The following is a 26399-nucleotide window of genomic DNA, read 5'->3' as shown; positions in this document are numbered from 1 at the left end:
TAAACCCCTTATTGCCAGAAACGTTGTTCATTGAGACGGGTCCAGCCTTTCAACACACCGTGCTCAAGAGCGGCGCTTGCAGCCATGCCGAATCGCTCAGGCAGACTTTTCTTCTCTGCATAATGCAGCTGAAACAGGTCGGCCTCACGTGCGCGGGAAGCCAGGTATTCATCGCTGGTCTGCAACTCATCAACCAGTTGCTTGCCGAGCGCCGCAATTCCGAGCCATACCTCGCCGGTAGCGACATCATCGATACTTAGCTGCTGGCGATACCGCGCAACGAAGTTCTTGAACAGCTCATGTGTCGTTTCAAGATCCTCCTGGAATTTCTCCCGGCCTTTTTCAGTGTTTTCACCGAATATGGTCAGGGTCCGCTTGTACTCACCTGCAGTAAGCACTTCGACATCGACGTCATGCTTCTTCAACAACCGATGGAGATTGGGCAATTGCGCAACGACGCCGATGGAGCCAAGAATTGCAAAAGGTGCGCTGAGAATCTTCTGACCTATACATGCCATCATGTAGCCACCACTGGCAGCCACCTTATCGACACACACCGTCAGCGGCACGCCGGCATCACGGATACGCACCAGCTGTGACGCCGCAAGACCGTAACCGTGGACCATCCCCCCGCCGCTTTCAAGGCGCAAGACGACTTCATCCTGCGGAGTGGCCATGGTCAGTAGAGCGGTAATTTCGTGACGAAGACTCTCGACGGCCGATGCTTTTATATCCCCATCAAAATCGAGCACGAAGACTCGCGAACGACTTTCTGGATGTTTCTTGGCCAGCTTGGCAGCCTTCGCCTCCTGCTTGCGCTGTAGTTTCAGCTGATCCTTTTCGATGATCGATTGCTCGAGGCGCTCGCGCATCGACTTGTAGAAATCGTTGAGCTTGTGTACCTCCAGATGGCCACCCGACTGCTTGGACCGGCCACGACGCAGCGAGGCAAGCGCAATCAGCACCACCAGCACGGCGGCTACCAGCGTTACTGTCTTCGCCAGAAAGCTTGCATAGTCAGCAAGAAATTCCACAGATCCTCCTCATTAACCACGACCGCCAACAGAAACCTGAGTGGCAAAATCGCTCAAGCATACCGATTAGGACGTCGCGTGAGCCAGCAGAAGCAGATTCAAACGAACGTATGATTTATCGTTGACACTCTAGGACGATCCCCCTACGCTCGCGAAAACTGAGTCCCGGAGCAGCGCATGGGCAGTATCTACCTGATCAGACATGGCCAGGCGTCGTTCGGCGCAGAAAACTATGATGTTTTGTCCCCGCTCGGATTCCAGCAATCTGCAGCGCTGGGGGACTATCTAGACCAAATGGGCATTCGCTTCGACCGCTGCGTAAGCGGGGAGTTGAACCGACAGCAAGATACAGCTCGCGCGACGCTCCAACAGATGAGTTCTCGTGTCGAAAGCCAGCTACCACCTTTGGAGATTGACGCAGCCTTCAATGAGTTTCGCGCCGATGAGGTGATTCGTGCCCACATGGACGATCTACTGGCCGCCGAACCGGGTGCCATGCAGGTCTTTGCCAATGCGGCCAATCATCGCGCCGAGTTCCAACGACTTTTCAAATATGTCATCCAGCGATGGGTTTCAGGCGACCACGAAAAACAGGGCCTTGAAAGCTGGCAGAGTTTCGTAAACGGCGTACGGGCTGGATTGAGCCGTCTACTCGAACAGGCAGACAAGAAGGATAACATCGCTGTTTTCACATCTGGCGGCACGATCACGGCGCTGCTGCAATTGATCATCGGCGTATCGCCCATCAAGGCATTCGAACTGAACTGGCAGATCGTCAACACGTCGCTCAGCCGCTTGAAGTATCGGGATCAGGATGTAGCGCTGGCTTCGTTTAATAGTCACGCACACCTGGAACTGCTAAAGAATCCGGAGCTCGTCACCTATAGATAAGCTCCTGCCACCTGCGGCTCAAGCCGCACGCTTTTCCCACGACAATAAAGGGTCATATCCGATGAGCAATGTCGACGAAACCATCCAGGGCATGAAGGCCAAATTCAATCCCAGCGCTGCTGCCGGTCTGGATCTGGTTTTCCAGTTCAACATCACCGATGCCGAAAACTACTACCTGGTCGTAAAAGATGGCACCTGTGATTTCCACAAGGGCGAATCGGCCGACGCCAACGTTACGCTGATCATGGATAGCGAAACCATGCAGGGCGTCATCAGTGGTGAAACCGACGGTATGCAGGCCTTCATGGCAGGCAAGCTGCGCGCCGAGGGTGACATGATGCTCGCGCTGAAGCTGAGCGAACTGTTTCCGGCCTGATCTGCCGGAATGAAAAAGCCGAAGTCCCGCGACTTCGGCTTTTTTATGCGCTTTTTCTAGTGTTTTCCGCGCATCAGGCACCTTGATTACGCGGCAACACCCCGGCCAATAACGGCCGACTTCCCTTGGTGATGCCAGATGGGCGCATTAGATTAGAGATGTCGAATGGTCAGTGGCGCCGAGGTTAGACGGCAGCCGAAACTGGTCATTGAGGCATCGATTACAGAAAAGGGAAAAGCATGGCGCTTACCGATCAGACCAGCCGCATACGCGACGGCGAAGAACTGCCCACCGAGGCCATCGACCAGTACCTGAAAGCCCAAATTCCAGGGCTGGAAGGGATGCCGACTATTTCACAGTTCCCAGGCGGCGCGTCCAACCTGACCTATCTGCTGGAATATCCAAAGCAGGAATTCGTACTCCGCCGCCCTCCCTTTGGGCACAAAGCCAAGTCGGCCCACGATATGGGCCGCGAATACCGAATTCTCAACCAGCTAAACGCTGGCTTTCCGTACTGTCCGAAGGCCTACGCCTACTGCACCGACGAGGCGGTTATCGGTGCAGAGTTTTATGTCATGGAGCGGGTCAAGGGCATCATTCTTCGCGAGGACATGCCCGCCGAGCTGGGTTTCACGGCGGAGCAAACCACCGCGCTGTGCAAGAGTTTCATCGATAAGTTTGTCGACCTGCACAACGTCGACTACAACGCATGCGGTCTAGGCGACTTGGGCAAGCCAGAAGGTTACGTCCAGCGGCAGATAAATGGCTGGATCGATCGGTATGAGCGCGCAATCACGGCTGACGCGCCCGGTTGGGAGCCGGTCAAGGCTTGGCTGCGGGACAAGATGCCAGCCGATCACCCCAAGCCTGGCATCATCCACAACGACTACCGCTTTGATAATGTAATCCTCAATCCAGATAACCCGATGGAAATCATTGGCGTCCTCGATTGGGAGATGACAACCCTGGGCGATCCACTCATGGATCTCGGCAATACGCTGGCCTACTGGATCGAAGCAACTGACCCGCCGCCGATGCAGCTGATTCGCAAGCAGCCGAGCAATGCGCCCGGCATGCTGACTCGCCAGCAGTTTGTCGATTACTACGCTGAGCGTGCCGGTATTCGCATCGACAACTTCGATTATTACTACACCTATGGCCTGTTCCGCCTGGCGGCCATCGTGCAACAAATTTACTACCGCTTTTTCCACGGTCAGACCCAGGACAAGCGATTCGCAAAATTCGTACAAATGAACGCCCTGCTCGAGCAAGTGAGCCTGCAGGTTATTAACAACTCGAAGCTGTAACACAGCTCACCAAGAGGAAATCGACTCCATGAGCAAGACGACCCTGTTTGACCTGGACGGCAAAATTGCATTCGTATCTGGCGCCAGCCGCGGCATCGGCGAAGCCATCGCCAAACTGCTGGCGCAGCAAGGGGCCCACGTTATCGTTTCCAGCCGCAAGATCGAAGGCTGCCAAGCGGTTGCTGATGCCATCAATGCTGGCGGCGGAAAGGCTACTGCAGTCGCTTGCCATATTGGTGAGCTCGAACAGATTCAGACCGTATTCGCTCAAATCCGCGAGCAGTTCGGTCGGCTGGATATCTTGGTTAACAACGCGGCTACCAACCCGCAGTTCTGCCACATCCTCGACACGGACGTATCGGCCTTCCAGAAGACTGTTGACGTGAATATCCGCGGCTATTTCTTCATGTCAGTCGAGGCCGGCAAGTTGATGCGTGAGCATGGCGGCGGAAGCATTATTAACGTGGCATCAATCAATGGCGTCACCCCGGGCAACTTCCAGGGCATCTATTCCATCACCAAGGCAGCGGTGATCAACATGACCAAGGCCTTCGCCAAAGAGTGCGCGCCACAGGGCATCCGTTGCAACGCCTTGCTTCCGGGTCTCACCGATACCAAGTTCGCCTCGGCTCTGGTCAAGAACGATTCGATTCGCGAAGAAGCGCTACGTCACATTCCGCTGCACCGTGTCGCTGACCCAAGCGAAATGGCGGGCGCTGTGCTTTATCTCGCCAGCGATGCATCGAGCTACACCACCGGCCTGTCGCTCAACGTGGACGGTGGCTACCTCGCCTGATTTGTGCCGACATGAAAAAGGGAACCTTCGGGTTCCCTTTCTTCTGTGCAACATTCCACCGCTACCAGCCCTTCATTGCCTGCTCTGCTGCTACGCTGTCCGGTTTCGCTAACAGGCCGGTTGGCGCCATTTCGACCGTATAGACGGCGCCATCTACCATCGGCAGATAGCTAACCCTGCGCAATTGCGCCTCAAGCATCAGCGGAGCGCACTGGCACTGATTCAACCACGCCCAGAAATCCACCCCAACCCAGCTGTTCCCCAGCTGTACGTAAGGATGGCGCGCCTGATCTTGTTGCTCTACCGCGAGGTAGCGGCCAGAGAGCCGTTCCAGCCGATAGCCTGGCTCCAATCCAATGAGCGCGGCCAGCCCTTTCCAGTGAAGCGCTCGCACGTCGAGCTGCCAGAGATCACCTTCCAGCGTGACGAAGCGAGTAGTTTGTCCCTCTTTCACCTTCACCTGATAACGCTGCTGACCATCGGCCTGAAAGGTCAGCGAAACCAGCGGCGAGCTGTGCCCCAGCGACTGGTAGGTGGTGAAGTCCCAGGCGACTAGGCCAACTAGGCCAGCCAGCGAAAGTACCAGCATCCCTAGAGTGCCGCGTAGCCAGCCCAGCAACCATTGCCCACCTGCGAGCATCCGCACCGCAACAAGTGCAGTGACGATTGCGAGCAACGCAACAACCACTGCAAGCCCGACATATTGCATTGATCGACATTCCCACTGAAATCCAAGAGGGCATTATCGATACGGGCAATCGGAGCAGCCAGCGCCAGAACGGAACACTGGAGACGAGTCGACATTCTGCTGTTGGCCATCTGCCTAAGCGATCGATACCGCAACCTTCTGAGCGACTTGTTGTTGGCGCTTAGGAAGCACAGCCGGCATGATGCCTTACCCTCTTTGCCGATTTTGTTATGAGTGTTCAACATGCTGATGTTTGAGCTTGCGACGGACCCAATGGTATTGGCCGCCCTCATGGCCGTCGCCTTTCTTGCCGGCTTTATCGATGCCATCGCCGGTGGGGGTGGTTTGCTGACACTGCCCGCGCTGCTTACGGCGGGCTTGCCGCCGCATCTGGTGCTAGGCACCAATAAACTGTGCGCAACCTTTGGCTCGGCTACGGCAAGCTTCACCTTTTATCGCAGGAAACTGTTCCATCCACGGCAATGGCGCTTCGCGCTTTTGGCAACCGCCATCGGGGCGGCGCTAGGCGCGGGATTGGCCCACATGATCCCAGCGCGCTGGCTCAATCAGGTGCTGCCTTTGGTGGTATTTGCCTGCGGCCTGTATCTGCTTTTCGGGCGGGTACCGACCACACCTCGAACGGACGCCTTGCCAGTAGACGTACGCAGACAGTGGCCACAAGGCCTGACACTAGGCTTCTATGACGGTATAGCAGGCCCCGGCACAGGAGCTTTCTGGACCGTCAGCAACATGCTGCTCTACCCGCTTGATTTGCTAAAAGCCAGCGGAGTGGCTCGCAGCATGAATTTTGTCAGCAATGGTGTTGCACTTGCCGTGTTCATTGCCGGCGGGCAGGTCGCCTGGGGGCTGGGGATCGGTATGGGGCTGGCGCTGATGGTCGGCGCGTACCTGGGGGCGCGCACGGCAATTCAGGGTGGGTCGAAATTCATTCGGCCGATCTTTATCTCGGTAGTGCTTATCCTGAGTCTGCGGCTAGCTTGGCAGCACTGGTTCGGGGCGGCCTAAACGCCGAGCGAGATAGAGGTCAATCAAATAACGAGCGATGGATTTTGGAGCCGGCAATGCAGGCAGGTCGTGGATGGAAAACCAGCCCGCATCCTCAATCTCTTCAGGCTGCATCACTATCTCTCCCGCTGCGTACTCGGCGTGAAAGCCGAGCATCAACGAGTGCGGAAACGGCCAACCCTGACTGCAGATATATCTGGGTTCAGCAATCGATACACCAACCTCCTCGTGTACTTCCCGCCTGACGCACTGCTCGACTGACTCTCCGGGTTCAACGAACCCTGCAAGTGTGCTGTATACGCCAGGAGCAAAGCGCGGTGAGCGGGCGAGGAGCAGCTCGTCGCCACGGGTCACCAAGACGATCATGCTTGGCGAGATACGAGGATAGTGATGAATGCCGCAACTCTCACACTGCATAGCGCGCTCGGTAGCATGCTGGCGCATCGGGTTGCCGCAGCTGCCACAGAAGCGATGATGGTTTGCCCAGGTGCCAATCTGCGCAGCGAAACCGAGCATACGAAACCTTTCGGTATCGTCATCCTGCATCATGAATTGACGCAGCCCCTGCCAGTCCGAGCCAGGCACTTCGACAGGGTGGGCCAACTCCATGAGAAATACCTGGTCACCATCGAAATAACCCAGGCCCTGCTCGCTGAGCAACGGCAACTCGAGGCGCTTTAACCAATCCCTGGGAAACAGAACGCCATTCGAGTCACAGAGGAACCCCTGTTGGCAATGCACGACTGCCCATCCGCCTCCGGCTGCCGTATCGAGCAGCGCCGGCTGCCACCGTAAACTCATCAGGCGGCCACCGGAAGGCCCAGTGCGCGGACACTTTCGGTTGCGAGATCCAATACGCTGACGCGTGAGTCATCACGCCGCAATATCGCACCGCCGTCGAGGTAATACTCGAGGCTGGTCAACGCATCGGCTAGGGTTTCTAGCATTTGCTCTGGTGGCATCTGCACGCCCTCAAGCATCTGTTTTTGAATGAACTCCGCACACGCGCCAATCAAGTCTGCGGCGCGATCTTGCTCTAGAAAACGCAGCCCTCCACGAACAGCCATCAAGCTGAAAGGGACGTTGGCCAAATGCAATTTCTCACCATTGGATTCCAGATAGGCTGTGATGGCTCGCTTGGCCAAGGCCAGGCCGGCAGTCGCCTCGCCAATAACGACAATACAGGCTTCGGTGAGCTGATGGTTGGCGAAGGCTTCAGCCTCTTGGCCCGGATGCGCTATCTGAGGCCGCGAATCATAACGCTCGCCGCGCTCCAGGCTAGCAACCATGCTCTCGACGTAGAGCACCGCATCAGCCAGTTTCAGCAACGCCTGGGGCTCGGGCATCTGCTCAACGCTCCAGCCGGAAACCACTGACAGCTGAGCATGGAGGGTGCTCGATGCGGAGGACAAGCCCACCATCCCCAATGTCTTTGCCAGCTTGCCGAGCAGACTGTGCAGGTTCGGATAAGACTCAGCCGGTGCGGTCTGGCGCTCGATCAGGTCGAGCAAGTCTTTGAGACTTGCCAGCTCTTCGCGGATCGCCGAGGACAACGAGCGCATTACGGCCTGCCCCGGGCCGGCCAGACGCTGAGACTCGTCCTCAAGAAGATGATCGGTGAAGGGTAACGAACCAAGCGAAAACGTTTCACGGACCTCACTTGCTAATGGCCCACTGCTTTCGGCCAACGCAACGAGATAAAGCAGTTCCTTGAGCAGCACCCGTGGCGGTTCATAGGCATCATGACTGCTGAGCTGTCGAAGTTCTCGGTCAAGCCTGGAGAATAAGTGCTTACGTGATTGGCGAGGCAACAACTGTCCATCCAATTGGGCCTCCACCGCTGCGCTCCCTAACCAACACAGGCGACCACCCGCCGTGTTGGCAAACAGCAGATCCAAGCGACCCAGCGCTCGCGCCATCAGCTTTAGACTTGCCGAGGCATTATCTTCCCGAATGAAGCCGAGCAGGCCAACCTGATACATTTGGCGCAACCGCCGCGCTTCGGCCGCACGCATAGTTGGCTGGCGCACCGCGGCTTCAATCGGCGGACGCGCATGGTCGAGACGAACGCTAAAGAAGAAACTCTCCGGAAGTGGCGACTGCCCACTGACCAACCGCAATGCATTGATCGGTGGCAGCAGCAATTCGGGCATTTCCTGTCGACTGGCGTCGACGCTTTCCAGATAGCGTCCGAGGACATAAAGCGCGTTGCTCAGCGACGCGAGCTGAGTGTCCCGATCCTCACCAGCGCCTACAGGGATGTCTGTCGCCAGCTGAAGAATTTCCTGTGCGAGCAGTTCGGCACCGGTAAGCTCGATGAGCCGCAGGGTTCCGCGAACCTGCTTGAGATTCTCGACAGCCTGTTGCAACAAGCTGCCGTTGTTCCTGTCGATGATGAAATGCTCGAGGCTCTGCTCGGCTTCCTCCATGGTAGCGAACAGCTCATCGCGAACCAGGCTGAGTGAAGTAGCTCCGGTAACCATGCCTAGCGCGCCTCCCGCGCAACGTTTGAATGATGCATCAGTCAGCGAAATCCGGTTTCTGCTTGCTCATATGGGCAGCCATCGCCACTTTCAGGTCCGCCGACTGAAGCATCGCCGCGTTCCAGGTGGCGATGTATTCGAGACCGTCATCGACACGGTGGTCGCGCATGTAACGAATCATCTCCTTGGTGCCGCGAATGGCCACTGGCGACTTACTGGCGATATCTGCAGCCATAGCAAACACACCAGCCATAAGTGATGGCTGGTCAGGGTAAGTTCGATTAACCAGGCCGATGGACTTCGCTTCCTGGCCGTCAACGGTACGTCCGGTGTATGCAAGCTCACGCATCATGCCGTCGCCAATGATTCGCGGCAGACGTTGCAGCGTGCCAACATCCGCCGCCATGCCCATATCAATCTCTTTGATCGAAAATTGTGCGTCCAGCGTGCTGTAACGCATATCACAGGCGGCAATCAGATCGATCGCACCACCGATGCAATATCCCTGGATCGCCGCAATGACCGGCTTGCGGCAGCTATCCACCGCGTTGAACGAACTCTGAAGCTTGAGAATCTGGCGACGAAGGCGCTCGGCATTGCGCCCGACATCGCTACCCATCTGGCTCGCCGCCTGTGCCAACAATTGAAGGTCGATGCCGGCAGAAAAATGTTTGCCCTCGCCCGACAGCACCACCACTCGAATGTCGTCCGTATCATCGACCCATTGGAATATGTCGATAATTTCGCTCCAGAATGCGGCATTCATGGCGTTGACCTTCTCAGGTCGATTAATCGCCACATGGGCGATTTTGTCCTTCAACTCCACACGAAAGGCTTGGTAGTCGGTCACGCTATCATCCTCGACAGCCGAGGCACTCAGTGCCTTAACGGGTTCGACAGCCCCATAGAAAGAGGACTGTACTCAGCCGAACAACTATAACAACAGCGAACTGAAAGTCGATGCGGGACGATGTGAAGCAGCCCACGCCCTCGCACATGATCTTCTTTGACAAGCCGTAATACCGGCCGGATTAAGCTTACTGGTGCGCTATCCCTCAAGGATGCAGTCGACGGTGTACCCACCAGCCTGCTCCTCGTGCTGCAGCCCATGCACATCTGCATCGAAGCCGGGAAACTGCGCGGCGAACCGCTGAGCGAAGGCCAGGTAATCAAGTATCGAGCGCGTTTCCGGGGTGAAGCGTTCACCCGGCATGATCAGGGGGATTCCTGGCGGGTACGGCACCAGCATGACTGCAGCGATACGGCCTTCTAATTCAGTAATGGGAACGGCCTCAACCTCGCCCCGTACCAACTTGTCGTAGGCATCGGCCGGCTTCATCGCCAATGCAGGCAGAGCGGTATACATTCGCCTCATGGCCCGCGCGGTGGCGTTGTCTCGGTAGCAATCGTGGAGCGAGTTGCACAGATCTCTCAACCCCATACCAAGGTATTGATTGCCTCCTGCCTGAGCTACGGTTGGAAGCGCATCGCATAACGGTACGTTGTCGTCGTAATGCCGCTTGAATTCAAGTAGCTCGGTCAGCAGTGTGCTCCACTTACCCTTAGTGATCCCCATGGAAAACAGCACCAGGATGGAGTACAGACCGGTTTTCTCGACGACAAGCCCCCGCTCCCAGAGAAACTTGCTGACCACAGCCGCCGGAATGCCCTGCTCGCTTAGTTTGCCATCAGCGGTAAGTCCTGGAGTCACCAAGGTGACCTTGATGGGATCAAGCAGCACGTAATCATCGGCGACATCCCCAAAACCATGCCAATCCGCTTCTGGCTGCAACAACCAGTCGCTGGTGACCAGCTCGTCCGCTCCATCCGCCTCGCCTGGCTGCCAGATACTGAACCACCAGTCCTCGGGCGCCAGATGCTGCCTGAGGTTAGCCAACGCGCGGCGAAAGCTTAGCGCTTCATCGAAAGTTTCTTGAATGAGGGAGCGCCCCGCGGGCCCTTCCATCATCGCCGAGGCGACATCGAGCGAGGCAAGGATGCCGTACTGCGGGGATGTGGAGATGTGCATCATGAAGGCCTCGTTGAAGCGATCACGATCCAGCTGACGCTGCTCACTGTCGAGTACATGAATCATTGATGCCTGACTGAATGCCGCAAGCACCTTGTGCGTCGAATGAGTGGTGAATACCAGCGGCCCTTGCTCGCGGGTGTCCATCCCGTAGCGCCCGTCGTAAAACTCATGGAACGCGGCGTAGGCGTACCAGGCCTCGTCAAAATGCAGAACATCAACGCTGTTGCCAAGGGTCCGTTTGATCAGGTTGGCGTTGTAGCAAAGGCCGTCGTAGGTCGAGTTGGTTACGACCGCCAGCCTCACCCTGGGCGAACGACCACGGGTAAGCGGGTTGGCGTCGATCTTGGTCTGAATCGATTCTGGTGAGAACTCTTCGAGCGGAATCGGGCCAATGATGCCGAGCTCATTGCGTGACGGTGTGAGGTAGAGGGGAATAGCCCCAGTCATGATGATCGAGTGCAGTATCGACTTATGGCAGTTGCGATCCACTAGGACCAGGTCGTCCCGCGCCACCATCGAATGCCAAACGATCTTGTTGGCGGTCGAGGTTCCATTGATGACGAAAAACGTGTGGTCTGCGCCGAAATTGCGCGCCGCTCGAGCCTCGGCCGCCGCCAGCGGCCCCGTGTGGTCGAGCAGCGAACCGAGTTCAGGCACTGATACGGACAGATCAGAGCGCAACGTGTTTTCGCCAAAGAACTGGTGAAACGCCTGTCCGACCGGGCTTTTGCGAAAGGCGACGCCCCCACCATGGCCTGGTGTGTGCCAGGAGTAATTCGAATCACCTGTATGCTGCACCAGCGCCCGAAAGAAAGGTGGTAACAGACCGTCCAGATAGCTTCGGGCCGCCCGAGCGACCTGCCGCGCCAGGAACGGCACGGTGTCTTCAAACAGATAGAGCAAACCCCGCAGCTCATTCAGATCCGCCATGGCCTCGGCCGGCGCATTCTCGATGGTGATCTGCTCGCCAAGCGCAAAAATCGGCAGTTGAGGTGCGCGCCGCCGGGCAACCCGTATCAGGCCCACCACATCCTGCAATAGCCGCTGATTCTCGCCCGCGCCTTCTGCAGCAACCAGGATGCAAGCCAACCCGTGATGGGTGGAGGCCACAATTCGGCCTTCTGCGGCGCTGCCGGTGGGAAGAATGTGAAAGCCGTCCCGCTCAAGCTCGGCCGCTATTTCACGCACACGCTCACCAGCAACCGTATCGGCTTTGATGTCGCGATGAACAATAAGGACGGGGAATTTGAGGTCTTTATACATGGGGGTTTCCTGGAGACATTCATCTCCAGCGTAGAGGCTCCGCCCCCAAGCACCAAGCGAGAATTGTCACGCAGTGCCGACGCGCCCGATGTGCGCGTCGACATCAAGGCCTCAGGCTGGCAGTGCTTCAGGCTCGTCGCTGGCAGCCTGCTCCAACTGAAGCCAGAGAGGCGCTGTCCCCGCGGCCTTCTCGATTGCGCGCATGCGCACCTCATGGGCAGCGACTTCCTCCGCGTTGGCGCGAATCACCAAGGTACTGGCGCGGTCGGCTGGCAACCGACGGATCGGCGTAGCCTGTTGACGACCACCACTTTCTGAATCAGCACCGTCACCGGCGAGGGACAGGTTGGTTTGCCCGCCTGTCATCGTCAGATAGACGTCGGCGAGAATCTCCGCATCGAGCAGCGCGCCATGCAGATCGCGGCCCGAGTTGTCGACACCATAGCGTTTGCACAATGCATCGAGGCTGTTGCGCTGGCCCGGGTGGCGTTCACGAGCCATCAGCAGGGTGTCGAGGATGCTGCAGTGATCGCTCAGCTCTGCACGGTCCTGCTGGCCAAGCAGCGCGAATTCGTTATTGATGAACCCGACGTCAAACGCAGCGTTATGAATGATCAGCTGCGCGCCTTTTATGAATTCAAAGAACTCGTTGGCAACGTCCCGGAAGCGGGGCTTGTCGGTCAGGAAGTCGTTGGTAATTCCGTGAACGGCGATTGCACCCTCGTCCACTTCACGATCCGGCTGCAGATAAACGTGATAGTGCCGGCCGGTTAGGCGGCGGCCGATAACCTCGACACAGCCGATCTCGATGATCCGGTGACCATCGGTCACTGGCATACCAGTGGTTTCGGTATCGAGTACTACGCTACGCATGTTTCAACTCACTCAAGCTGGTTGTCGTTTGGCTTGCACTACGCCGCGATTGGCCAGAAGATCAGCGCGCTCGTTTCCGGGGTGGCCAGTATGCCCACGGACCCACTGCCAACTTACCTGGTGACGGCTAACCTGCTCGTCCAGCAACCGCCAGAGATCGGCATTTTTGACAGGCTGTTTGGCGGCAGTCTTCCAGCCACGCTTCTTCCAATTAGGCATCCAGTCATTGATGCCCTGCATGACGTATTGGGAATCGGTCACCAGCTTGACCTGGCAAGACCGCTTCAGCTCTTCGAGCGCACGGATGGCAGCCATCAACTCCATGCGGTTGTTGGTGGTTTCCGCCTCGCCACCCCAGAGCTCTCGCTCCACGCCCTTGTAGACGAGCAGTGCGCCCCAGCCACCCGGACCCGGATTGCCCTTGCAGGCACCGTCCGTGTATATCTCGACCGTTTCGTCACTCATAATGAATTCTTTGACTATTAGTGTTCGGCATCGCGGCGACTGACCTTCGCCACGGGCATTGGTAGCAGCTGCCCCATTCGCTCTCGACGGCTTTGCCGCACGGGTCGAAGGCCTACCATAAGCTTTCTTGCCACAAGCATGTAGAAGCCACCGGTAGGCAGCTGCGACCTTTGTCCCGCAGTTTCCAGGCCGGACAACCGCGTGCGCCACTGGCGCGACGAAAGCGGCGGACAATAGCATCCGAACTGTCGTTTCTCCAGCGAGAATCCAAGCAGGTTCAACCAGTCGCTCACTCGGGTCGGACGAATGCAACGAGCATGGCGAAACGCCTTGCGTGACAGCAGACGAGTCGCCCCCCAGGCACTCCATGGATTGATCCCGACGATCAACAAATGCCCTCCTGGCCGCACACTGCGGGCAGCCTCACGCAGCAGGGCGTGCGGCGACAAACTGAAATCCAGGCCATGCTGGAGCACAACGACGTCTGCAGCATGTTCGCCGATGGGCCAGGACTGCTCCTCGCAAATGATGTCGACACCCGCAAGTGGCGGACCCACTCGAACGCTGCGCTTGATCTTCTGCGGTTCGATCGGGGCATTAGCGAAGGGCCCGTAATGCACAAGATAGCTGCCGAAACACCGAGACAGCTGCTGGTTGATCACACGCTGCTCATGCTCAAGCAGTTGTCGCCCTGATGGGCCGTCGAACCAGGCACTGGCTTTATTCATCAGCGACAGCCAGCGTTCGTCCGACTTGGTACAAGACTCACTCATGGCTAGCCTCCATTCGTCGGTTGGGTCGACCCGATCAATGTGTCCGATCGGTTCAACTCTCCAGTTCGGCTGTTAGGATGCGCTTTTGCTATTGAATTGGCGACCCGTGCATATGTTGAAAATAGACGCTCTGCCCGCCTTCACCGACAACTACATCTGGATGCTGCAGGATCCACAACGCCGGCTCTGCGCTGCGGTAGATCCGGGTGAGGCGGGCCCAGTTGAGAAATGGCTCGATACTCGCCCCGACTGGCAACTGACCGACATTCTGATCACCCATCACCACCATGACCATGTAGGTGGCGTTGAGCAGCTTAAAGCCAGATACGCCGCCACGGTCCACGGCCCGGCGTTGGAAAAGATTCCAGCGAGGGATGAAGCGCTGGTCGATGGGCAGCGCATTCGCATCCTCGACCATGAGCTGGACGTATTCGAGGTCCCAGGACATACCAGCGGTCACATCGCCTATTTTCATGATGATGCTCAACACCCATGGCTTTTAAGTGGCGATACGCTGTTTGCCGCAGGTTGTGGCCGTCTGTTCGAGGGCACCGCCAGTCAAATGTTCCGGTCATTGCAGAGACTTGCCGCGCTGCCTGCGTCTACTAAGGTGTACTGCACACATGAGTACACATTGAGCAATCTACGGTTTGCCCAGGCGGTCGAGCCGGAAAACCCTGACATCGCCGAACGTCTCGAACAGGTCACCCGCCAGCGCGAGGCAAAGCACTTCACCCTCCCCTCTGAGCTGAGCATCGAGCGGGCCACCAACCCCTTCCTGCGTTGTAGCGAGCCGTCAGTTATAGCTGCAGCCAGTCAACATGCAGATTGCTCGCTGGAGACAGCGGAAGCAGTGTTTGCGGTCCTTCGAGGGTGGAAAGACAGCTTTTGATGAAGATCGACCAGTCGCCAAAAACCAAGGCACTGGGTTGACCCACCGGAACGGCATTCCTACACTCGCTCGAATTTGCGCCTAGGGAGCCCATCAGCCAATGCCGTCTGACTCTTCGAATAGCCCACAGCCGGACGCCTTGGCAGCCTCCGGCCGGGCCCTGGCGCTGGCAATCTGTCTCGCTATAACCGGCTGCCAGAGCACCGCTCCCCGGTCTCCGGCAGACAGCGATGCCCAGACCCGGACTGTACCGACGGTACAGGACACCCTCTGGCTCACGGACAACGCGCCGGCAGAGACGACCCATGCGGATATATGGGATCGCATCAGGCATGGATTCAAGCTGCAGGATCACCTGGACAGCAATCCGCGCATCGAGCAACAGCGCCTGCTTTTTTCCAGTCGCCCGAACTCCATTGAAATGGCGAGCGAGCGTGGCAGTCCCTACATCCACTACATCGTCGAGCAACTCGAAGAGCGCGAAATGCCGCTTGAACTGGCGCTACTGCCAATTATCGAGAGTGCATACAACCCGTTTGCCTATTCCCCAGCTCACGCCGTCGGCCTTTGGCAGTTCATTCCTTCGACAGGCCGACATTTCAATCTGCAACAAACCAGCTGGTATGACGGCAGACGCGACATCACCGCTTCAACTGCCGCGGCACTGCGCTACCTTACCTATCTTCACGGTTTGTTCAGCGACGACTGGCTGCTTGCCTTGGCGGCATATAACGCGGGCGAAGGCACTGTCAGTCGCGCCATCGAGCGTAACCAGAAGCTCGGGTTACCGACGGATTACTGGAATCTGCCCCTGCCCCGAGAAACACGCGATTACGTGCCCAAATTGCTGGCCCTCTCGCAAATGATCCAAAGCCCAGAGGCATATGGGCTGAATCTAAACCCGATCGCCGACGAGCCCTATTTCGAAGTAGTCGCACTGAAGCAACGCATGGATCTCGCCAGGGTCGCCGACATGGCCGACCTGGATGAAGACGAGATCTACCAATTGAATCCTGCGTTTACCCGGCGCATTACACTGGATGGTCCACAGCACCTGCTAGTGCCAAGTGACAAGGCCGAGATGTTCGCAGCCAACCTGGCGCTGATGAAGCCACAGGATCTGGTTGACTGGCAGCAGTACAAGGTACGTCCCGGCGACAGCCTTGGCGCAATCGCCAACAAATATCGGCTATCGGTCAATATCATCCGTGACATCAATCGTCTACGCAGCGATCGCCTGCAAATCGGGCAAGTTCTGAGCATTCCGCAGTCGGTCGGCGCAGCTCAATCACCGGAGCTTCTGCATGCCGTGGCGCGAAGCCAACCGGCACCGCGCAGCTACCGGGTCCGCCAGGGTGACAACCTCTGGGATATCGCCAAAAAACAAAAGATCTCAGTCCGTGATCTGCAGCGCTGGAACAACCTTTCTGGCAGCAACCTCAAGGTGGGCCAGGCGCTGTTTCTTCAGGCTGCAGGCAATAACCAGCAGAGCAAACCCGCGCCGACTTATTACAAGGTCAAGAAAGGTGATTCACTTTATGTGATCGCCAAACGCTTCAATGTTCAGATCAACAACCTGAAGACCTGGAACCCCAGAGACAGCGCGATGCTCAAGCCGGGCCAGACCCTTACGCTATATATTCCACGCTGAGGCATCGCGCGAACGGACCGGGCGCCCTGCTCAATTGCGTTTGCTGAGTGCATCCAGGCAGCGCCCGGCCAATTGAGTGAATCGCTGGAAAGCAACGAATTGCTCGTGCTTCAGCGCTCGGCCGGATATTCGATTGTCGGCATAGAGAACACCGATTTCGCGCGTGCCCGCCATTAAAGGCGCGATGAAGAACATCCCTTTTCCCAGCTGCTGGCGAAGCGGCAAAGTAACCAGCTCATCAAGGTTGTTGCTTGCCGGTACGCCCATCCACAGTGGCTGACGCTGGCGCAGCACATAACTGAAAATATGCGATTGGCCTGACGGATCAACGGGCAACACGAATTGCTCAAGCCAGGTCGCGGTCTGCCCTCCCGCTGCACATTTGGCCCGAAAAGAACGTTGCTGGTCGGCGAGCACTGTGAGCATTACGCGCTCCAGCCCCGCGCCCTGGTGTAACCCCTTGAGCAACGCATCGAGAATCAAGCCGACGTCACCCCGGCTAGCGGCCATCATCCCAAGGTCCTGCATGGCCTGCTGCATCAGCAACAGGTCGGGCTGCAAGAGACTCGCAGCGCGTTGTGCCTGCTGCAATTGCACTTGCTCCGGATCAGTCGATGGAATCAGCTTGCACAGTCGACTCGCTCCAAACGTCGTCGCCACGTTCACAGCCTCATCCGCACTGGCAAGGATCTGCTGCATCGCATCCGCTTCAGAGATACCGCCGAAATCAGCCAGCTCTCTCACCAGACCTTCCATTTCCGGGCAGCCCCATCCGTTCAACGCCGCTGCACCGATGCGAACCCCCAGGCTGACCGAATGCGCGGCGGGATCCCGCAGGTTGCCAGCCCCGTGAGCGAAGCTGGCCAGCTCACCGATATTCCAGCTCTTGATCAGACCGAGGTTAAGCTGGCGGAAACTTGTACCAAGCACTTGCTCGACAGCCTCGTCATGATCCGTACTGCCCGCCAGTACCTCGCCCAATTCATCGGCCTGCTGACCACCGCAGCCCCAGAACGCGAGCTCACCAACCTCATGGAGCAACGCGGCAATGAAGACCTCCTCCTCATGTTTGGTCAGAACGTAGCCCGCAATATTGCGAGCCTGCACTGCCGCATGGAAAGACCGCGCCAGCAATTCCTGTAGCTGCTGGCGGGGCGCACGATCAAGCAAGCCGTCAATCAGGCTGACCGAAAGACTGATCAACCGAACATTATCGAAGCCGATCATGACGATAGCGCGAGAGATGGTCTTGATCGTTTCCTGAGAGGGGTTGTAGTAGCTGCTATTGCCGACTCGAAGTACCTTCGAGGTCAGGGCAGCGTCGCGCAGGAGCACGTCGGCCAGCTGCTGAACGGATGCGTGCTCCTGCTCGGTGAGGCGCTGCAAATCCTGCACGACCGCCGCTAATGCGGGCAGCTCGGATTGGTTAAGGCGGTCGATCCAGGACTGTAGACCGTAACTGGTTTCGCTCAAAATCTGAGACCTCACCCAATGATCGGGCGGCTGAAGGGGAAAGGCAGTTTGCCCAGATAACCGGCCTTTTTCCAGCGGATACAAGCTGTTACTGTACCCGGCCGAAAAGACCGAAAGCGCCATGGATCGGATTCACCGTTTGATGCGACCCATCCTATTACTGCTGAGCTGCCTGGGACTGAGCTTTCCCTCTTTCGCCACCATCAGCGAAAGTCACGGTTATGCGCAGTTCGGCACCCTTAAATATGCTGAGGATTTTACTCATTTTGATTGGGTGAACCCCGATGCGCCCAAGGGTGGCCACGTGCGGCTGATGGCTTCCGGCACGTTCGACACGCTTAATCCCTATACCTTCAAGGGAACCAGCCCAACCGCCACACCCGGATTCTTCCAGTACGGCATCTCCGAACTGAACGAGCCGCTGATGGTTGGCACCGGCGTTTACGATCCGTCGGGCGATGAACCTGCTTCCTCCTATGGACTCATTGCCGAGACCATTGAATACAGCGACAACCACAGCTGGGTGGTCTTCAATCTGCGTGATTCGGCCCGCTTTCATGACGGACGCCCAATCACCGCTTACGACGTCGCCTTTTCTTATCGGCTGTTGGTCAAAGATGGACACCCTCGCTATCGCACGGATCTGCAGGGCGTCGAACGCGTCGACATACTCAATCGTCATCGAATCCGTTTCGTGTTCGACAAACCGGGTCAGCCTTTGCTGATCATGCGTCTTGGTGAACTGCCGGTACTGCCGCAACACTACTGGAAAGACCGAGACTTCCGCGCAACCACGTTCGAGCCGCCACTCGGCAGTGGTCCTTACCGAATCAGCGATGTGCAACCCGGTCGTCGAGTTACCTTCGAACGGGTGGAGAATTGGTGGGGCGCCGACCTGCCTGCCAATCGCGGCAAATACAACTTCAGCCAGGTCGACGTCGAGTTCTATCGCGATACGACGGTCGCCTTCGAAGCGTTCAAGGTCGGTGAGTTCGACTTTTATATCGAGCATCAGGCCAAAAACTGGGCCAACGGCTATCAGTTTCCGGCTGTTCTGCGCGGCGATGTCATTCGCGCAGAGATTCCGCATGAGATTCCTACCCAGACCCAAGCACTGTTCATGAACGGGCGCCGTTCGACCTTTGCTGACATCAGGGTGCGCCAGGCACTCGGTCTGCTGTTTGATTTCGAATGGACCAACCGAGCGCTGTTCTACGGCGCCTACCAGCGCAGCGAGAGCTACTATCCAAACAGCGTGTTCTCCGCGACCGGGAAGCCGGAAGGCGGTGAGTGGCTACTGCTGTCGCCGTTTCGAGAGCAACTGCCGGCGCAGCTCTTCACAGAGCCGTTCAAATTACCGAAAACCGATGGCCGAGGGATTCCACGCGACACCTTGCGCAAGGCGCTGGCTTTGCTCAAGGATGCCGGCTGGAAACTCACCCCCGAAGGTCTTCGCGACAAGGCCGGGCATTCCTTCAGATTCGAAATTCTGCTCGTCAATCCAGGGCTGGAGCGGATACTTCAGCCTTACGTCGAGAACCTTTCACGGATTGGCATAGCGGCCCGCTTGCGAACTGTTGATGGTGCGCAGTACAAGCAGCGGCTCGACCAATACGACTACGACATGATTTTGACAACGCTGGGGCAGAGCCTCAGTCCGGGATTGGAACAGTGGCTGTATTTCCACTCCAGCCAGGTGAATGTAAAAGGCGGTCGCAACTATGCCGGCATTGCCAACCCCATCGTCGACGAACTGATCGAGAAGTTACTCGCAGCCAAGACCCGTGATGAGCAGATTGCCGCCGCACGCGCCATCGACCGCGTGCTGCTCTGGAATCACTACACCATCCCCAACTGGTACATCAGTTACCACCGTCTGGCATACCGCAATCGGTTCGCCCACATCACTACACCGCCCTACACCCTAGGATTGCGAGCGTGGTGGTTAAAGGACCTGGAGAAGGCTCAATGACAAGCAACACACGACGGTTGTTTCTACATGCGGGCACCTTCGCCCTCCTCCTGCTCACAGGTCTGGCTGAAGCGGCACCACAACATGCGCTGACGCTATACGGTGAGAAACCCAAATACCCGCCTGGCTTTGCTCATTTCGAGTATGTCAATCCGGATGCGCCCAAAGGTGGAACGCTGCGCCAGGCGGGCTTTGGTAGTTTTGACTCGCTCAACCCCTTTATCAACAAAGGCGTAGCTGCAGACGATATCGGCCTGGTGTATGACACCCTGACCACCAACAGCCTGGATGAGCCCTTCACGGTCTACGGGCTGCTGGCAGAAAAGATCGAGAAGGGTCCGAACAACGAATGGGTACGCTTCTACTTGCGGCCAGAGGCGCGGTTTCATGACGGCGAGCCGGTTGAAGCGGAAGATGTCGTGTTCTCCTTCGAAACGCTGATCAGCAAGGGCGCGCCGCATTACCGCGGTTACTACGCTGATGTCGAAAAAGCCGTGATCGAAAGCCCACGGCGCATCCGATTTGATTTCAAGCACGCCGGCAATCGAGAACTGCCATTGATTCTCGGACAGCTGCCCGTCCTCCCCAAGCATTGGTGGGAAGGAAAAGACTTTGCCACGGGCAGCATGGAAGCGCCGCTGGGCAGCGGCCCCTATCGCATCGAGCGTGCAGAAGCGGGTCGATCAGTCCGCTATGCCCGAGTCGAAGATTACTGGGGCAAGGACCTGGCGGTAAATCAAGGTTTCTATAACTTTGACCACATCAACATCGATTACTACCGCGATAACACCGTGGCTCTTCAGGCCTTCAAGGCAGGTCATTTTGATTATTGGTTGGAAACCAGCGCGAAGAACTGGGCCACTGCTTACGATATCGCCGCCGTCAAAGACGGCCGGATCATCAAGGAAGATATCGCCAATCACAATCCGCAGGGCATGCAGGGATTCATCTTCAACACCCGAAGGGATCGGCTGCAGGATGCCCGAGTCCGTGAAGCCCTAGGGCTGCTGTTCGACTTCGAATGGACAAATCGCCAGCTGTTCAACGGCGCCTATACACGCACCACCAGCTATTTCGATAACTCCGAGCTCGCTTCCTCAGGCCTGCCCAGCAAGCAGGAGCTGAGTATTCTCGAACCTCTGCGCGGCCAGATTCCCGATCAGGTGTTCGAGAAACCTTTCGAACTTCCGAAAACCAACGCCGACGGCATCATTCGCGCGCAGCAGCGCCGGGCCTACGAGCTGCTTACCTCGGCGGGCTGGAAAATCGAAAATGATCAAATGGTCGACGCCGAAGGCAAGCCGGTCAAACTCGAGTTCCTGTTGGTGCAGGCAGATTTCGAGCGCGTGCTGCTGCCCTACAAGCGAAACCTTGCCAGCCTGGGTATCGAACTGGAGCTTCGACGCGTCGACGTCTCGCAATACATCAATCGGTTGCGTTCACGCGATTACGACATGATTGTCAGCGGCTTCGGCCAGTCCAGCTCACCCGGAAATGAGCAACGTGAGTATTGGCACTCGGCGAGCGCCGATAATCCGGGAAGCCGCAATTACATCGGACTGAAAGATCCCGCCATCGACGTGCTGGTAGAAAAACTGATTGCCTCTGATTCGCGAGACGAGCTTATTACGCGCACTCGCGCGCTGGATCGCGTATTGCTCTCAGGTCACTACGTGATTCCCAACTGGCACATCAAGACATGGCGCGTTGCGTACTGGAGTCATCTGGGCCATCCAGAGATCACTCCCCTTTACGATGTCGGGCTGATGACTTGGTGGAACAAGCCAGATGTAAGCAAGCCTGAGCCAGAACAGATCGGCGAGGGGGCAGCGGCCGAAACAGAGACCAGCGCCACCCGTGCGACGGAGCAATAAGCATGCTCGCGTATGTTTTCCGGCGCCTTCTGCTCATCATCCCGACTCTGTTCGGCATCCTGCTCATCAACTTCATCATCATCCAGGCCGCACCCGGAGGGCCTGTCGAACAGGCGATCGCTAAACTGGAGGGCTTCGAAGGCGCAACCAGCAGGATTGCCGGTGGAGGATCCGAAGTCGCGACTGGCAGCAATAGCTATCGCGGCGGGCAAGGCCTGGACCCGGACCTGATTGCCGAGATCGAACGCCTTTACGGCTTCGACAAGCCGGCACCCGAGCGCTTCTGGATCATGCTCAGCAACTACCTGCGGTTGGATTTCGGGGAAAGCTTTTTTCGTGACGCCAGCGTGACCGATCTGATCATCGAAAAGATGCCGGTATCGATCTCGCTGGGGCTGTGGAGCACGCTCATCATGTATCTGGCGTCGATCCCCCTGGGGATCGCCAAGGCAACTCGGCACGGCAGTGCATTCGACGTCTGGACCAGTTCGGCCATCATCATCGGCTATGCAATACCGGCGTTTCTGTTCGCCATTCTGCTGATCGTGCTGTTCGCGGGTGGCAGCTACTGGAACTGGTTTCCGCTGCGGGGACTTACTTCGGGAAACTTCGATGAATTGTCGCTTACCGGCAAGATAATCGACTACTTCTGGCACTTGGCACTTCCCGTGACAGCATTGGTCATCGGCAACTTTGCGACGCTTACCCTGCTGACCAAAAACAGTTTTCTCGACGAGATCAACAAGCAGTACGTGATCACTGCGCGCGCCAAAGGCCTGAGCAAGAATCGCGTGCTGTACGGCCATGTGTTTCGCAACGCCATGCTGATCATCATCGCTGGTTTCCCATCAGCCTTCATCGGCATGTTCTTCACAGGATCGTTGCTGATCGAAGTGATTTTCTCCCTCGACGGCCTGGGCCTGCTCAGCTTCGAGGCAGCCATCAATCGCGATTATCCCGTCGTGTTCGGCACGCTGTTCCTGTTCACCTTGCTCGGTCTGGTGGTCAAGCTCATCGGTGACCTGACCTACACGCTCGTCGACCCGAGAATCGACTTCGAAAGCAGGGAGGCTTGAGATGACGCTGTCGCCGTTGAACCAGCGCCGCTTCGCCCTGTTCAAGGCCCACAAGCGCGGCTGGTGGTCGCTTTGGGTATTTCTGGCCTTGTTCATCCTGAGCCTGGGTGCCGAACTGATCGCCAACGACAAGCCGATCCTGGTTCGTTTCGACGGCGACTGGTATGTCCCGGTATTCAAACGCTATCCAGAAACCGTCTTTGGTGGCGAGTTTCCCCTGCAGGCAAACTACAAAGGTCCCTACATCCAGGAACTGATCGAGAAGAAAGACGGCTGGATGATCTGGCCACCGATTCCTTTTCATCACTCCAGTATCAACTACGACCTGCAGGTACCGGCCCCCGCTCCGCCGTCCTGGGAAAACTGGCTGGGCACCGATGACCAGGGGCGCGACGTGCTCGCAAGAGTCATCTACGGTTTCCGGATTTCGGTTTTGTTCGCGCTGACACTTACCCTGATCAGCTCGGTTATCGGTGTGATTGCCGGCGCTCTACAAGGCTTCTACGGCGGCTGGGTCGACCTTGTGGGTCAGCGAGTGCTGGAAATATGGTCCGGCCTGCCGGTGCTCTATCTGCTGATCATCCTCGCCAGCTTCGTGCAGCCCAACTTCTGGTGGTTGCTAGGCATCATGCTGTTGTTTTCCTGGATGAGTTTGGTCGACGTGGTCAGGGCCGAGTTTCTGCGCGGTCGCAATCTGGAATACGTGCGAGCGGCGCGCGCGCTGGGCATGCGCAACGGCGCCATCATGTTCCGACATATCCTGCCCAACGCCATGGTGTCGACCATGACATTCATGCCGTTCATCCTAACCGGAGCGATCGGCACCTTGACCGCCTTGGATTTTCTTGGCTTTGGTTTACCGCCCGGGGCCCCTTCACTAGGCGAGCTTGTGGCACAGGGAAAGTCGAACCTGCAGGCGCCGTGGCTTGGAATCAGCGCATTCATGGTCCTGGCTGTCATGCTGACCCTTCTGGTGTTTATCGGCGAGGCGGCTCGCGATGCTTTCGACCCAAGGAAATAGCATGACCGAGAACCTTATTGAGGTCCGCGATCTGGCGGTCGAGTTCGTCACCAATGGGCAGGCCCAGCGCGTAGTAACGGGCGTGAGCTTCGATATCCGCAAAGGCGAGACGTTGGCGCTGGTGGGTGAGAGCGGCTCGGGCAAGTCGGTCACAGCGCACTCAATCCTGCGTCTGCTGCCCTACCCCATCGCGCAACACCCGGCAGGTGTAATTCGCTATGCAGGTGAAGATTTACTCCAGGCGTCCGAGAAACGCATGCGCGGCATCCGTGGAGATCGGATCGCCATGGTGTTTCAGGAGCCGATGACCTCGCTCAACCCGCTGCACACCATAGGCAAGCAGATCAACGAAGTGCTGCGGATCCATAAGGGTCTCAACGCTAAGGCAGCTACGGCCCGCACCCTCGAGCTGCTTGAGCTGGTTGGGATACCTGAACCCACCAAGCGGATCCGAGCCTATCCTCACGAACTCTCGGGCGGTCAGCGCCAGCGCGTGGTAATCGCCATGGCACTGGCGAACGAACCCGAGTTGTTGATTGCCGACGAACCGACAACGGCGCTGGACGTGACGGTGCAGCTGAAAATACTTGAGCTGCTCAAGGAGCTTCAGGCGCGCCTGGGCATGGCCCTATTACTGATCAGCCACGACCTGAACCTGGTTCGCCGAATCGCCAACCATGTATGTGTCATGAAGAGTGGTTGCGTCGTCGAACAAGCACCTTGCGAGGAATTGTTCCGATCACCGCAGCACCCCTACACAAAGGAGCTGCTTGGAGCAGAGCCTAGCGGCGGGCCGGTAACGGTCGAAGCGTCGGCGCCGACACTGCTGGAAGTGAATGATCTTCGGGTCTGGTTCCCTATCAAGAAGGGACTTTTCAGACACACCGTCGACCATATCAAGGCAGTCGATGGCGTCACGTTCAACCTGCCAAAAGGCCAGACGCTGGGCATTGTGGGCGAAAGCGGCTCGGGGAAATCCACGCTGGGTTTGGCTATTCTTCGCCTGATTTCGAGCAGCGGCGAAATCCGTTTTCAGAACCAGGCGTTGGAAACCATGTCGCAACGGGCGGTGCGCCCACTGCGGCGGCAAATGCAGGTCGTTTTTCAAGATCCCTTCGGCAGCCTGAGCCCGCGCATGTCGGTGGGACAGATCGTCGGGGAAGGACTCAGCATCCATGGTTTGGGTTCTTCCGAGGAACAAGCACAAGCAATCATCGATGCACTGGTGGAGGTTGGACTCGACCCTGAAAGTCGGCACCGCTACCCCCACGAGTTTTCTGGAGGTCAACGGCAGCGAATTGCAATAGCCAGGGCGTTGGTCCTCAAGCCGGACCTGATTCTGCTTGATGAACCGACCTCGGCATTGGACCGAACGGTGCAACGCCAAGTGGTGGAGCTACTGCGCTCACTCCAGGCCAAGTACAACCTGACCTACCTGTTCATCAGTCATGATTTGGCGGTGGTACGGGCGATGAGCCACCAGATGATGGTGGTCAAGCAAGGCAAAGTCGTAGAACAGGGAATGGCAGAGGCAATCTTTGCCGCTCCCCAACATCCATACACACAGCAGCTGCTGGAATCGGCTTTCATGGTTCCAGCCACTGATGAACAACCAGAAGAGGGAAAAGCACATGGGTTTTCTTACCGGTAAGCGCGTATTGATCGTTGGCGTTGCCAGCAAATTGTCGATTGCCTCCGGGATCGCCGCGGCCATGCACCGTGAAGGTGCCGAGCTGGCGTTCACCTATCAGAACGAGAAGCTCAAGGGCCGCGTCGAAGAGTTCGCCGCTGGCTGGGGCTCGGGCCCAGAGTTGTGCTTCCCATGCGATGTTGCCAGTGACGAGGAGATCAACAAGGTCTTCGATGAGCTCGGCAAGAAGTGGGACGGTCTGGACGGCATCGTCCACTCGGTAGGTTTCGCCCCAGGTGATCAGCTCGATGGCGATTTCACCGAGGTTACTACTCGTGAAGGTTTCCGCATCGCCCACGACATCAGCGCCTACAGCCTCGTTGCGCTAGCCAAGGCCGGACGCCCAATGATGAAGGGACGCAATGGCAGCATCCTGACGCTTTCCTACCTCGGTGCCGAGCGCACCATGCCCAATTACAACGTCATGGGCATGGCCAAGGCCAGCCTCGAAGCCGGTGTTCGCTACCTCGCCGGCAGCCTGGGCGCTGAAGGCACCCGCGTCAACGCTGTGTCTGCGGGCCCCATTCGTACGCTGGCTGCCTCAGGGATCAAGAGCTTCCGCAAGATGCTGGCAGCCAACGAAAAGCAAACCCCCCTGCGCCGCAACGTAACTATTGACGAGGTTGGCAATGCTGGCGCCTTCCTCTGCTCAGATCTGGCATCGGGGATCAGCGGTGAAATTCTCTATGTCGACGGCGGCTTCAACACCACCGCGATGGGTGCGATGGAAGACTGATCCAGCG

The 26399-nt window shown here is 57.5% G+C and carries 23 protein-coding genes; 13 read left to right on the top strand and 10 right to left on the bottom strand.

Going from position 1 to position 26399, the window contains the following annotated elements:
- Positions 1 to 8: 8 nt before the first annotated feature.
- Positions 9 to 1034: a protease SohB gene (gene sohB, locus ACSSNI_RS06000; protein ID WP_200636886.1), complete on the bottom strand. Its 1026-nt coding sequence runs from the start codon at positions 1032 to 1034 to the stop codon at positions 9 to 11.
- A gap of 177 nt (positions 1035 to 1211) precedes the next feature.
- On the opposite strand from sohB, the gene ACSSNI_RS05995 reads away from it, so the two are divergent.
- From ACSSNI_RS05995 to ACSSNI_RS05980, 4 genes are all read left to right on the top strand, one after another.
- Entirely contained in the window at positions 1212 to 1925 is a 714-nt protein-coding gene (locus ACSSNI_RS05995) for a histidine phosphatase family protein (protein ID WP_200636887.1), read from the top strand.
- Positions 1926 to 1986: 61 nt separating this feature from the next.
- Positions 1987 to 2301, top strand: coding sequence for an SCP2 sterol-binding domain-containing protein (locus ACSSNI_RS05990; protein WP_045427587.1), 315 nt, complete (start codon positions 1987 to 1989; stop codon positions 2299 to 2301).
- A 239-nt stretch (positions 2302 to 2540) separates the two neighbouring features.
- Positions 2541 to 3608, top strand: a complete 1068-nt coding sequence (locus ACSSNI_RS05985; RefSeq protein WP_200636888.1) for a phosphotransferase family protein — start codon at positions 2541 to 2543, stop codon at positions 3606 to 3608.
- Between the two features lie 28 nt (positions 3609 to 3636).
- On the top strand, positions 3637 to 4404 hold the full coding sequence (locus ACSSNI_RS05980; RefSeq protein WP_200636889.1) for an SDR family oxidoreductase: 768 nt from the start codon (positions 3637 to 3639) through the stop codon (positions 4402 to 4404).
- Positions 4405 to 4465: 61 nt separating this feature from the next.
- Here ACSSNI_RS05980 and ACSSNI_RS05975 read toward each other — a convergent pair whose 3' ends face one another.
- On the bottom strand, positions 4466 to 5113 hold the full coding sequence (locus ACSSNI_RS05975; protein ID WP_200636890.1) for a hypothetical protein: 648 nt from the start codon (positions 5111 to 5113) through the stop codon (positions 4466 to 4468).
- A gap of 222 nt (positions 5114 to 5335) precedes the next feature.
- On the opposite strand from ACSSNI_RS05975, the gene ACSSNI_RS05970 reads away from it, so the two are divergent.
- Positions 5336 to 6118, top strand: coding sequence for a TSUP family transporter (locus ACSSNI_RS05970; protein ID WP_200636891.1), 783 nt, complete (start codon positions 5336 to 5338; stop codon positions 6116 to 6118).
- Here the strand turns inward: ACSSNI_RS05970 and nudC are convergent.
- The 7 genes from nudC to ACSSNI_RS05935 all read right to left on the bottom strand — a co-directional run bounded on the left by nudC (position 6086) and on the right by ACSSNI_RS05935 (position 14007).
- The gene (gene nudC, locus ACSSNI_RS05965; RefSeq protein ID WP_200636892.1) at positions 6086 to 6919 is read right to left on the bottom strand and encodes an NAD(+) diphosphatase; all 834 of its coding nucleotides are present in this window, start codon (positions 6917 to 6919) and stop codon (positions 6086 to 6088) included. The two genes, ACSSNI_RS05970 and nudC, sit on opposite strands and share 33 nt — an antisense overlap.
- Positions 6919 to 8601, bottom strand: a complete 1683-nt coding sequence (locus tag ACSSNI_RS05960) for a ferrous iron transporter B (protein WP_200636893.1) — start codon at positions 8599 to 8601, stop codon at positions 6919 to 6921. The genes nudC and ACSSNI_RS05960 overlap by 1 nt, the downstream gene beginning before the upstream one ends.
- A gap of 37 nt (positions 8602 to 8638) precedes the next feature.
- Positions 8639 to 9451 carry a crotonase/enoyl-CoA hydratase family protein gene (locus ACSSNI_RS05955; RefSeq protein WP_200636894.1) on the bottom strand — a complete coding sequence of 271 codons (813 nt, stop codon included), beginning with the start codon at positions 9449 to 9451 and terminating at the stop codon, positions 8639 to 8641.
- Between the two features lie 198 nt (positions 9452 to 9649).
- A complete protein-coding gene (locus ACSSNI_RS05950; RefSeq protein WP_200636896.1) occupies positions 9650 to 11896 on the bottom strand; it encodes an Orn/Lys/Arg family decarboxylase in 2247 nt (748 codons plus the stop codon).
- A gap of 111 nt (positions 11897 to 12007) precedes the next feature.
- Positions 12008 to 12769 carry a DNA polymerase III subunit epsilon gene (gene dnaQ / locus ACSSNI_RS05945; RefSeq protein ID WP_200636898.1) on the bottom strand — a complete coding sequence of 254 codons (762 nt, stop codon included), beginning with the start codon at positions 12767 to 12769 and terminating at the stop codon, positions 12008 to 12010.
- A gap of 12 nt (positions 12770 to 12781) precedes the next feature.
- Positions 12782 to 13234 (bottom strand): ribonuclease HI, encoded by a 453-nt coding sequence (gene rnhA, locus ACSSNI_RS05940; protein ID WP_102835349.1) that lies wholly within the window; start codon positions 13232 to 13234, stop codon positions 12782 to 12784.
- 17 nt (positions 13235 to 13251) lie between these two features.
- Positions 13252 to 14007, bottom strand: coding sequence for a class I SAM-dependent methyltransferase (locus ACSSNI_RS05935; protein ID WP_148924113.1), 756 nt, complete (start codon positions 14005 to 14007; stop codon positions 13252 to 13254).
- Positions 14008 to 14119: 112 nt separating this feature from the next.
- Between ACSSNI_RS05935 and gloB the strand changes: the two genes are divergently transcribed.
- Positions 14120 to 14899 (top strand): hydroxyacylglutathione hydrolase, encoded by a 780-nt coding sequence (gene gloB, locus ACSSNI_RS05930; protein WP_200636900.1) that lies wholly within the window; start codon positions 14120 to 14122, stop codon positions 14897 to 14899.
- A gap of 100 nt (positions 14900 to 14999) precedes the next feature.
- Positions 15000 to 16550: a lytic transglycosylase domain-containing protein gene (locus ACSSNI_RS05925; RefSeq protein WP_200636903.1), complete on the top strand. Its 1551-nt coding sequence runs from the start codon at positions 15000 to 15002 to the stop codon at positions 16548 to 16550.
- 30 nt (positions 16551 to 16580) lie between these two features.
- On the opposite strand, the gene ACSSNI_RS05920 is transcribed toward ACSSNI_RS05925, so the two are convergent.
- Entirely contained in the window at positions 16581 to 18023 is a 1443-nt protein-coding gene (locus ACSSNI_RS05920; protein WP_200636906.1) for an HDOD domain-containing protein, read from the bottom strand.
- Between the two features lie 142 nt (positions 18024 to 18165).
- On the opposite strand from ACSSNI_RS05920, the gene ACSSNI_RS05915 reads away from it, so the two are divergent.
- Genes ACSSNI_RS05915 through fabI form a run of 6 tightly spaced genes read left to right on the top strand, consistent with a single transcriptional unit; the run spans position 18166 to position 26392 of the window.
- Complete coding sequence (locus ACSSNI_RS05915) at positions 18166 to 19995, top strand: extracellular solute-binding protein (protein ID WP_200637149.1); 1830 nt, start codon at positions 18166 to 18168, stop codon at positions 19993 to 19995.
- Entirely contained in the window at positions 19992 to 21869 is a 1878-nt protein-coding gene (locus ACSSNI_RS05910) for an extracellular solute-binding protein (protein ID WP_200636908.1), read from the top strand. The genes ACSSNI_RS05915 and ACSSNI_RS05910 overlap by 4 nt, the downstream gene beginning before the upstream one ends.
- Before the next feature lie 2 nt (positions 21870 to 21871).
- Positions 21872 to 22945: a microcin C ABC transporter permease YejB gene (locus ACSSNI_RS05905; protein WP_102835354.1), complete on the top strand. Its 1074-nt coding sequence runs from the start codon at positions 21872 to 21874 to the stop codon at positions 22943 to 22945.
- 1 nt (position 22946) lies between these two features.
- The gene (locus tag ACSSNI_RS05900; RefSeq protein WP_148924109.1) at positions 22947 to 23966 is read left to right on the top strand and encodes an ABC transporter permease; all 1020 of its coding nucleotides are present in this window, start codon (positions 22947 to 22949) and stop codon (positions 23964 to 23966) included.
- 1 nt (position 23967) lies between these two features.
- A complete protein-coding gene (locus ACSSNI_RS05895) occupies positions 23968 to 25617 on the top strand; it encodes an ABC transporter ATP-binding protein (protein WP_200636910.1) in 1650 nt (549 codons plus the stop codon).
- On the top strand, positions 25598 to 26392 hold the full coding sequence (gene fabI / locus ACSSNI_RS05890) for an enoyl-ACP reductase FabI (RefSeq protein WP_200636912.1): 795 nt from the start codon (positions 25598 to 25600) through the stop codon (positions 26390 to 26392). The genes ACSSNI_RS05895 and fabI overlap by 20 nt, the downstream gene beginning before the upstream one ends.
- The last annotated feature ends 7 nt before the right edge of the window (positions 26393 to 26399 follow it).

The organism is Stutzerimonas tianxiuensis, assembly GCF_053470365.1.
This window is presented reverse-complemented; position numbering and strand designations above follow the sequence as displayed.